The 9,148-nt window shown below is 67.8% G+C and carries 7 protein-coding genes; all 7 read left to right on the plus strand.

Going from position 1 to position 9,148, the window contains the following annotated elements:
• A partial coding sequence (locus tag IT293_04515; GenBank protein MCC6763908.1) for an endonuclease/exonuclease/phosphatase family protein occupies positions 1-518 on the plus strand: 518 nt, incomplete at its 5' end.
• 278 nt (positions 519-796) lie between these two features.
• On the plus strand, positions 797-2,284 hold the full coding sequence (locus IT293_04520) for an NAD(P)/FAD-dependent oxidoreductase (protein ID MCC6763909.1): 1,488 nt from the start codon (positions 797-799) through the stop codon (positions 2,282-2,284).
• 118 nt (positions 2,285-2,402) lie between these two features.
• A complete protein-coding gene (locus IT293_04525) occupies positions 2,403-3,605 on the plus strand; it encodes an acyl-CoA/acyl-ACP dehydrogenase (GenBank protein ID MCC6763910.1) in 1,203 nt (400 codons plus the stop codon).
• Positions 3,606-3,628: 23 nt separating this feature from the next.
• A complete protein-coding gene (locus tag IT293_04530; protein ID MCC6763911.1) occupies positions 3,629-4,420 on the plus strand; it encodes a nitroreductase family protein in 792 nt (263 codons plus the stop codon).
• A complete protein-coding gene (locus tag IT293_04535; GenBank protein ID MCC6763912.1) occupies positions 4,417-5,634 on the plus strand; it encodes a thiolase family protein in 1,218 nt (405 codons plus the stop codon). Before IT293_04530 ends, IT293_04535 begins: the two co-directional genes overlap by 4 nt.
• A gap of 13 nt (positions 5,635-5,647) precedes the next feature.
• A complete protein-coding gene (locus IT293_04540; GenBank protein MCC6763913.1) occupies positions 5,648-7,267 on the plus strand; it encodes an AMP-binding protein in 1,620 nt (539 codons plus the stop codon).
• 124 nt (positions 7,268-7,391) lie between these two features.
• Positions 7,392-9,020, plus strand: a complete 1,629-nt coding sequence (locus IT293_04545) for an NAD(P)/FAD-dependent oxidoreductase (protein ID MCC6763914.1) — start codon at positions 7,392-7,394, stop codon at positions 9,018-9,020.
• Positions 9,021-9,148: the final 128 nt, after the last annotated feature.

Raw genomic sequence — 9,148 nt, forward strand, 5'->3', positions numbered from 1 at the left:
CGTTCAGCCACCCCGAGTTCGACCACGAGACGCGCATCGTGCAGGCCGCCGTCGGCGACGTCGTGTTCGCCTCGGTCTACGTGCCGAACGGCGGCAAGGACTACGCCGCCAAGATCCGCTTCCTCACCGCGCTCGAGCACTACGTGACGAGCGTGCACGCGAGCGGTCGGCGCCTGGTCCTGTGCGGCGACATGAACGTCGCGCGTACCGAGCGCGACGTGCATCCGAAGGAGCGGAAAACCGGCATCATCGGCCAGAAGCCCGAGGAACGGGCGCTCATCGAGAACATGTGCGGCCGCGGCGTGGTCGACGTCGGCCGGGCGATGGATCCCGAGAACGACGAGCTCTTCACCTGGTGGGCGCCGTGGCGGAACATGAAGGCCCGCAACATCGGCTGGCGCCTCGACTACGTGCTCGCGTCGACGCCGATCGCCGAGCGGGCCGCGAGCTGCGTCGTGCAGCGCGAGTTCGGCACGAGCGACCACGGACCCGTGATCGCGACGTTCGCCGAGGGCTGAGCATCGGGGAGGCCTGGCGGCGCGCATGGCGGGCCGTGGGCATTTGACGTGGCGCCGTTCGCCAAGGATCCGAGCGCCCTCGTCGACTACGCCGGTGTGGACGCGGAACGCGTGCGCAGATGGGATCAGATCTGCACGGCCCTTCCTCTGCCGTCGTGAGGCGCGCGTGCACGGGCACTCGGCCTCGTGGCGCGGCGGCAGTCGGAAGCGCTCGCGAGCGCCTTGCATCGCGGCGGCGATGGGCGTAAGGACGCGCCGCGACTCGGGAAGGAGAAACCATGGCCGGAAGCGCGCCGTCCGCCAACGAGGGCACCGATCGTCCGGGACTCCGCTTCCTCGTCATCGGAGCGGGGATGTCGGGAATCCTGAGCGTCATCAAGCTGCGCGAGGCCGGCTACCACGACTTCGCGATCTACGAGAAGGCCGACCGCCTCGGCGGAACCTGGCGCGAGAACACCTACGCGGGCGTCGGCTGCGACGTGCCCTCGCACCTCTACAGCTACTCGTTCGCGCTCAACCCCGACTGGAGCCACCGCTTCTCGTCGGGGGCCGAGATCCAGGCGTACTTCGAGGACGTCGCGCGCCGCTACGGCGTGGACCGGATCATCCGCTACGGCCTGGAGGTGCGCCGCTGCGTCTTCGAGAACGGCCGCTGGCGCGTCGAGCTCTCCGACGGGTCCAGCGACGTCGGCGACGTCGTGATCGCGGCGACCGGCGTCCTCCACCACCCCGCGTACCCGGACATCCCCGGCCTCGATTCCTTCGCCGGCGTTGCCTTCCATACCGCGCGCTGGAACCACGACGTTCCGCTCGCGGGCCGGCGCGTCGGCGTGATCGGGACCGGCTCGACCGCGACGCAGATCGTCCCCGCCGTCATCGGCGACGTCGCCTCGCTCTCGCTCTTCCAGCGGACCGCACAGTGGGTCGTGCCCCAGGAGAACCCGGCGTATACCGAGGCGGAGAAGGCCGGATTCCAGCGGCACCCGGAGACGATGAAGCAGATCCGGGACGAGATCTCGCTCCTGTTCGCCGACATGTTCTCGAACGCGGTGGTCGACGCGAACTCGCCGCAGCTCCAGCTGATCCACGAGGCTTGCGTCGCCAATCTCGAGAGCCAGGTGAAGGACCCGGCGCTGCGGGAGAAGCTCCGCCCGGATTACCGGGCCGGGTGCAAGCGACTCGTGATGTCCGCGGACTTCTACCAGGCCATCCAGCGCCCGAACGCCGAGCTCGTCACCGAGGGGATCGAGCGGATCGAGCCGGCGGGGGTGCGGACGCGCGACGGACGCCTGCACGAGCTCGACGTCCTGATCCTCGCCACCGGCTTCCGCGTCGACCGCTTCATGCGGCCGATGGAGGTGGTCGGGCGTGGCGGCATCGCGCTCGACGACGCCTGGCGCAAGGGCCCGATCGCCTACATGGCCGTCTCGATCCCGGACTTCCCCAATCTCTTCATGCTGAACGGTCCGAACGGACCGGTCGGCAACTTCTCGCTGATCGAGGTGGCGGAGCTCCAGCTCGGCTACGTGCTCCAGCTCGTCGAGCGTCTGCGCGCGGGGGAGTGCCGCGAGGTCTCGGCCTCGCGGGCGGCGACGGCGCGCTTCGACGCCGAGCGGCGCGAAGCGACGCGCAAGACGATCTGGGCGAGCGGCTGCCGCAGCTGGTACCTCGACGGCGAAGGCGTGCCGGCGGTCTGGCCCTGGAGCTTCGACCGCCTGCGCGAGGAGATGACGGCGCCCCGCATTGCCGACTTCGAGCTCCGCTGAGCCGGCCGATCGCCTGCGCGGATCTGCCGGGAAGCGGCGCCGGCGTCGGATCGCTGCTCGGGGGCTCCGGTGCGACGCGACCCGGCCGCGCGGGTAGCCAAGCAACCAGCGAGGACCCATGATCCCCCACGACATCGAGATCGACCTCACCGACCACGACCGCGCCGTTTGGGAAACCGCGCACCGCTTCGCCGAGCAGGTGCTGCGGCCGGCCGGGCGCGAGCTCGACCGCCTCGCCGACCCGGCCGACGTGATCGCCCGCCAGTCCGTGCTGTGGTCGGTGATCGACCAGTATCGCGGGCTCGGCTTCACGCGCCTCTACCAAGACGTCGAGATGAACCCTACGGCCCGGGCGCGCCTGATCGCCATCGTCAATGAAGAGCTCGCCTGGGGCGATGTCGGCCTCGCGATCACCACCGGGCTGTGCTCGCTGCACGTGCCGTGGTGCCAGCAGACCGGCGATGCCGACCTGATCGCGCGCTTTTGCAATCCGGATGCAATGACCATCGGTTGCTGGGCGCTCACCGAGCCCGATCACGGCAGCGACACGGTCGCGGTGAGCGAGCCGCACTTTCGTGATCCGGCGCTGCGGCCGAACTGCGTCGCGCGCAAAGATGGCGACTCGTACGTGATCAGCGGCCAGAAGGCGGCGTGGGTGTCGAACGGCTCGATCGCCGATCTCGCCGTGCTGTTCTGCACGGTGGATCCCGAGCAAGGCTTCGCCGGCGGCGGCGCCTTCTGCGTGCCGCTCGATCTCCCCGGCGTCGAGCGCGGGCGGCCGCTCGACAAGCTCGGCCAGCGCAGCCTGAATCAGGGGGAGCTGTTCTTCAACGACGTCCGCGTCCCGGCGTCCTACATGGCGGTGGGGCCGGACCTCTACGCGCTCGCGCTGGAGTCGATGCTCGCCTACGCCAACGCCGGCATGGCGCAGCTCTTCGTCGGACTCGCCCGCGCGGCGCTCGATCACGCGGTGGCGTACGCCAAGGAGCGCGTTCAAGGCGGCCGCCCGATCTTCGAGCACCAGGCCGTGAAGAGCCGGTTGTTCAAGATGTTCATGCGCGTCGAGGCCTCGCGGGCGCTCGCGCGCCGGGTCGCCGTCTACAACGGCACGAACATGCCGCAAGTGCAGAACTCGATGGCGGCGAAAGTCTTCTGCACCAATACCGCGTTCGAGGTCGCGAGCGAGGCGGTGCAGATCTTCGGCGGCAACGGCCTCAGCCGCGAGTATCCGGTCGAGAAGCTGCTGCGCGACGCGCGCGCGTCCATGATCGAAGACGGCTGCAACGAGGTCCTCGGACTCGTCGCCGCCAACAAGCTGTGAGTCGCCAGGAAGGGTGGAGTCGAATGGAAGTTCGTGAAGCGATAGGCCGCCGACGCTCGATCCGGTTCTTGTTGCCGCACAAGCCGGTGGAGCTCGGCAAGATCCAGCGCATGCTCGAGGCTGCGCGCATCGCCTCCCACTGGGGCAACGTGAGCACGCTGCGCGCGATCGTCATTCAGCGCGACGAGGCCGACGAGGAAGTGCTCGCCGCGCTGCCCTCGCCGGTAGCGGGGTATCAGATCGGGCTCGCGCCGGTGATCATCGTCTGGTACCTGGAAGCCGCCGCGTGTGACCAGGTCGGCGCGCGTCTGCTCGAGCTCGTGGATGCCGGCGCGATCGGCTACGGCCCCAAGCGCCGCGAAGAAGTCGAAGGCAAGCTGGTGCCGCTCATGCAGAGCGCGACCGAGGTGCTCAAGCAGCCCGGCATGAGCGAGGTCGACTGCGGGCAAGGCATCGCGCAAGCGACGCTGATGGCCGTCGAGATGGGGCTGGGAACCTGCTGCCTCGGCACCGGCGACCCCGACCGTGTGCGGCGAAAGCTCGGCCTTCCCGAGTCGTGCCGCGTGCTCATCATTCAAACCGTCGGCTACCCGGCGGAAAGTCCCGAGGCCGGCGGCCAGCGGCCGCGCCTGCCCTTCGAGTCGCTCTTCCAGTTGAACGGCTACGGCAAGCCCTTTCCCCGGGATGAAGAAGTGGTCGCCGAGCTCAAGAAGGATCGGCTGCTGCAGCGCGAGGCGCCACTGCCCTGGCGCGCCGCCGAGCTTCAGTACTTGCAGCGGGCGCTGAATCTCAAAGGACAGGGGCTGCTCGAATGAAGCTCAACGCCATCGTCGCCGGGGTCGGCATGACACGCTTCACCAAGCACCCCGACAAAGGTCTGAAGGAGCTCGGGCGCGAAGCGATCGAGAAGGCCGTCGCCGATGCCGGTCTGGCGCTCGCCGATCTGCAGGCGGCCTACGTCGGCAACTGCGCCGCCGGGCTCGTCACCGGCCAGGAATCCGTGCGCGGCCAGGTGATCCTGCACCCGATGGGCGTCGGCAGGATTCCGATCATCAACGTGGAGAATGCGTGCGCGAGCGGCTCGACCGCGGTGCTCCAGGCCTGCGTGATGGTGTCGACCGGCATCTACGACGCCGTGCTCGCCCTCGGCGTCGAGAAGCTCACGCATCCCGACAAGATGAGGAGCTTTGCCGCGTTTGCCGGCGCCATGGACATCGACGAGCTGCATGAGATGCTCGCGGACCTCGCTGCGCAGAGCTCGGCCGACGGCGGCGGGGCGGGGCAGAGCCGCTCGATGTTCATGGACGTCTACGCGATGGCGGCGCGCGCTCACATGGCGCGGTACGGGACCACGAAGGAACACTTCGCCATGGTCGCGGCGAAGAACTCGCTGCACGGCAGCATGAACCCGCGGGCGCAGTTTCGCGAGGTGATGACCGTCGAGCAGGTGCTCGCCGATCGACCGATCGTCGAGCCCCTGACGCGCTCGATGTGTTCGCCGATCGGTGACGGCGCGGCGGCGGCGGTGGTGGTAAGCGAGCGCAGAGCGCGCGAGCTCGGCATCGGCAAGCCGGTGCGCGTGGTCACCAGCGTCATGCATTCGGGTTGGAGCCGCCGCGACGACGAGCCCGATACCGTCGAGCTCTGTGCGCGTGAAGCCTACGAGGAAGCGGGCATCGGGCCCGAAGACGTCAGCGTCATCGAGCTCCACGACGCCTCCGCGCCGGCGGAGATCATGAACTACGAGGCGCTCGGGCTGTGCGCGAAAGGCGAGGGCGGCGCGCTCGTCGCGTCGGGGGCGACGCGTCTCGGGGGGCGCATTCCCGTCAACACGTCGGGAGGCTTGCTCCGCAAAGGCCACCCGGTCGGCGCCACCGGGGTCGCGCAGATCGTCGAGCTCACCGAGCAGCTGCAGGGCCGCGCCGGCGAGCGCCAGGTGGAAGGCGCGCGCATCGGCATGGCGCAAAACGGCGGCGGCAAGAAGGGCAACGACGCGGCGGCCATGCTGGTGACGATTCTCGAGGCGTGACGGCCGCGGATTCATGCGACCCCGCAACGAGTTCATCCTCGCGGAGCTGATCGCCGCGCGCGCCGAGGCCACACCGGACCTCGACGTGCTCACCTTCGAGCACCCGGGCGGGGATGGCGGCGCGGCCGCCGACGAGGTTCGGACGTTCGCCGACCTGCACGCCCATGCGAACCGCATCGCGGCGGCGCTGGTCGAGCGCGGCGTGAAGCCCGGCGATCGCTTCGCCTTGATGATGCAGAACCACCCCGAGTTCGTCGAGACGATGATCGCCGCGTCGATCAGCGGCGCGATCTTCGTGCCGATCGATCCGCGGACGCGCGGCGACAAGCTCGCCTTCATGCTCGCCAACTCCGGCTGCGCCGGCATCGTCTGCGGGGAGCCTTGCTTGCCGGAGGTCGAGGCGGTGCGAGCCCGCTTGCCCGATCTTCGCTGGACGCTGGTGCGTGAAACGACGCTACGGGAGGTGCTCGCGCGCACTGCCGCCACCGTCGACGTCCGCGCCGGCGATGCCGACGCGCCGCTGCAGATCATGTACACCTCGGGCACCACGGGCGATCCCAAGGGCATCGTCGGCGCGAATTACCGCTTCTGCGCCGCCGGCATGCTCGGCACGTTGTTCGGCTACCGATCCGACGACCGGCCCTACACCGGCCTCTCGCTTACGCACGGCAATGCGCAGGCGGTGACCTTGGCGCCGGCGCTGGTGATGGGCCTGCGCGCGGTGTTCAGCCCGCGTTTCACCAAGTCGCGGCTGTGGGACGTGTGCCGACGGCACGGCTGCACGACGTTCTCGCTGGTCGGAGGCATGGCGACGGCGATCTACAGCGAGCCGCCGCGCCCGGACGACGGCGACAATCCCGTTCGCCTGGTCGTGAGCGGCGGCATGCCGCCGGCCATTTGGCGGCCCTTCGAAACGCGCTTCGGCGTCGACGTCCTCGAGTTCTACGGCGCCATGGACGGCGGCGGCATGGCGTACAAACCCGTGGGTGAGGGACCGGTCGGGTCTTTCGGCAAGCCGATGCCGGGCATCGAGATGCAGGTGCTCGACGAAGCCGGCAACGCGTGTGCGCCCGGCGTCGTCGGCGAGATCTGCGTGCGGCCAGTCGGCGGTGGCGAGGCGAGCGTCGAGTATCACGGCAACCCCGAGGCCTCGCGCCGCAAGATTCGCGGCGGCTGGAATCGCAGCGGCGACATGGGCCACAGCGACGCGCACGGCTGGTTGTTCTTCGACTATCGCGCCGGCGGCGGCATTCGCCACAACGGCGACTTCATCGATCCGAGCTTCGTCGAGAAAGCGATCGCCGAGTTGCCCGAGGTGACCGACGTCTTCGTCTACGGCGTGGGCGCAGCTTCCGGCGCGCCGGGAGAGAAGGACGTGGTCGCCGCGATCGTCGCCGCGCCGGGTGCGCGCGTGGATCCGGCGACGATCTATGCCGCCTGCCGGCGGAGCCTCGAAGCGAACTTCGTGCCGAGCTACCTGCAGATCGTGGACGAGATTCCCAAGAGCGCCTCGGAGAAGCCGCAAGAGCGCTTTCTGCGGGAACGCTTCGACCCCGGTGCGCCCAACGTCCATCGACCACCGAGCGCCGATGATTCGAGCGGCTCTTCGTGTCGCTCTCGTCCGCGCACGTGATCACCATCGGGTAGACACCATGAAGGAGGTCGCGTAGACGACCAGCGCCGGGGGCGTCCGCTTGCCGCTCAGACGATCAATGCGACGTCGAGCCGGACGTCCCCTGTGTTCGAGAGGAGCAGACATGGCGGAAACATTCGACTTCATCATCCTTGGGGCCGGGCCCAACGGCCTGGCCATCGGAGCCTACCTGAGCCGCGCCGGCCAGAAGGTCCTGCTGCTGGAGAAGCGGTTGGAGGAAGGCGGCGGCTTGATGACCGAGCAGGTCACGCTCCCGGATTTCTATCACAACACGCATGCGCTCTACATGATGATGGTCGACATGGCCCCGGTGTACGCGGACTTCGAGTTCGAGGCCAGATGGGACGTGCATCACGTGCGACCGGAGCTTCAGGTGGCGCTGCCAACCAGTGACGGGCGGTGTCTCTGCTTTTATCACGACGTCGACAAGACCTGTCAGTCCATCTCCCAGTTCTCGGACAAGGACGCGAGAGCGTATCGCGCCATGTATGCCCGCTACGACGAGATGATGAAGAAGATCCTCGGGCCGCAGACGTACGTGCCCATGGAGGCGGCTCCGATGATGGCGGCGAAGGCGGAGCGGACCGAGCTGGGTCGCGAGCTGAGCGAGTTGGCGGAAAAGAGTCCGGCAGAGATCGTCTGCGAAATGTACGAGCACGATCTGGTGCGCACCGCGATGCTGTACATGGGCACGCACTGGGGACTGGACTATGCCCAGTCAGGCGTGAGCTACATGGTGCCGATCTACCTGAACCGCATGGTGAACTACCAGATCACCCGCGGCGGATCGCACCGCGTCTCCAACGCGCTGTACAAGTCGATTTTCGCCCATCAGGGCCAGATCCGCCAAAGCGCGCGTATCCGGCGCATCGTCGTCGAGCACGGCGAGGCCAAGGGCGTATGCCTGGAGGACGGCAGGGAGTACGTGGCCGCCAAGGCCGTGATCAGCACCCTGAATCCGCATCAGACCTTTCTCGACTATGTCGGCCGTGAACATCTCGAACGAGAGTTCGTGGAGATGGTCGAGGGCTACATGTGGGAGAAGTGGAGCTTGAACAATCTCCACCTGGCCTTGAACGAGGTGCCGCATTTCAGAGCGGCAGATGGCAATCCCGATGTCGACAAGGCGTTGTTCTATATCCTCGGCTTCGAGCGCATGCAGGAGCTGACCGAGTACTACGATGCCCTCGTGGCCGGTGAACTGCCCGAGCGCTTCGGGCTGACGTGCACCTTCCCCAGCGTGCACGACAGCTACCAAGCTCCGCCGGCCAAGGCGACGGCGTACATTTCGCAAATGGCTCCCTACGAACTGCGCGACGGCGGCAAGGATCGGTGGTACCAGCGCGACTTCCGCGCCGCTCGCACCGAACGGATGATCGAGCTGGTGTCTCGCTATACCACCAACATCGATGCGAGTCGGATTCTGAAGACGTACATGACGACCCCCGTCGACATCGAGAACAAGTACGCCACCATGGTGCGCGGCGGCTACAAGCACGGTGCGTACCATCCGTTGCAGATGGGCTACCTCCGACCGAACCAGGACTGTTCCCAGTACCGCACGTCGATCAAGAACCTGTACGTCGGCGGCGCCAGTGTTGCCCCGGGCGGCATGGTCATCTGGGGGCCGGGCTACAATTGCGCCAATGCGGTCGCGGAGGACTACGGCATCGAGAAGTGGTGGCAGCAGCCCGAGATGGTCCGCGCCGCCATCGAGCACGAGTACCTCTAGGCCGCTGACGGGTACGGCGGCTGCGCGTGACATGTCAGTGAAGCTCATCGAGGAGAACCCATGTCGAACATGACGTACGATGCCGTGATCTGCGGCGGCGGGAACAAGGCGCTGATGCTGGCGATGTA

This window comes from Deltaproteobacteria bacterium (assembly GCA_020848745.1).
Classification (GTDB): Bacteria; Desulfobacterota; Binatia; order UTPRO1; family UTPRO1; genus UTPRO1.

Coding starts and splice junctions, on each gene's coding strand:
- IT293_04540 (MCC6763913.1), top strand. CDS start 5,648: ATGCGACCCCGCAACGAGTTCATCCTCGCGGAGCTGATCGCCGCGCGC.
- IT293_04535 (MCC6763912.1), top strand. CDS start 4,417: ATGAAGCTCAACGCCATCGTCGCCGGGGTCGGCATGACACGCTTCACC.
- IT293_04545 (MCC6763914.1), top strand. CDS start 7,392: ATGGCGGAAACATTCGACTTCATCATCCTTGGGGCCGGGCCCAACGGC.
- IT293_04530 (MCC6763911.1), top strand. CDS start 3,629: ATGGAAGTTCGTGAAGCGATAGGCCGCCGACGCTCGATCCGGTTCTTG.
- IT293_04525 (MCC6763910.1), top strand. CDS start 2,403: ATGATCCCCCACGACATCGAGATCGACCTCACCGACCACGACCGCGCC.
- IT293_04520 (MCC6763909.1), top strand. CDS start 797: ATGGCCGGAAGCGCGCCGTCCGCCAACGAGGGCACCGATCGTCCGGGA.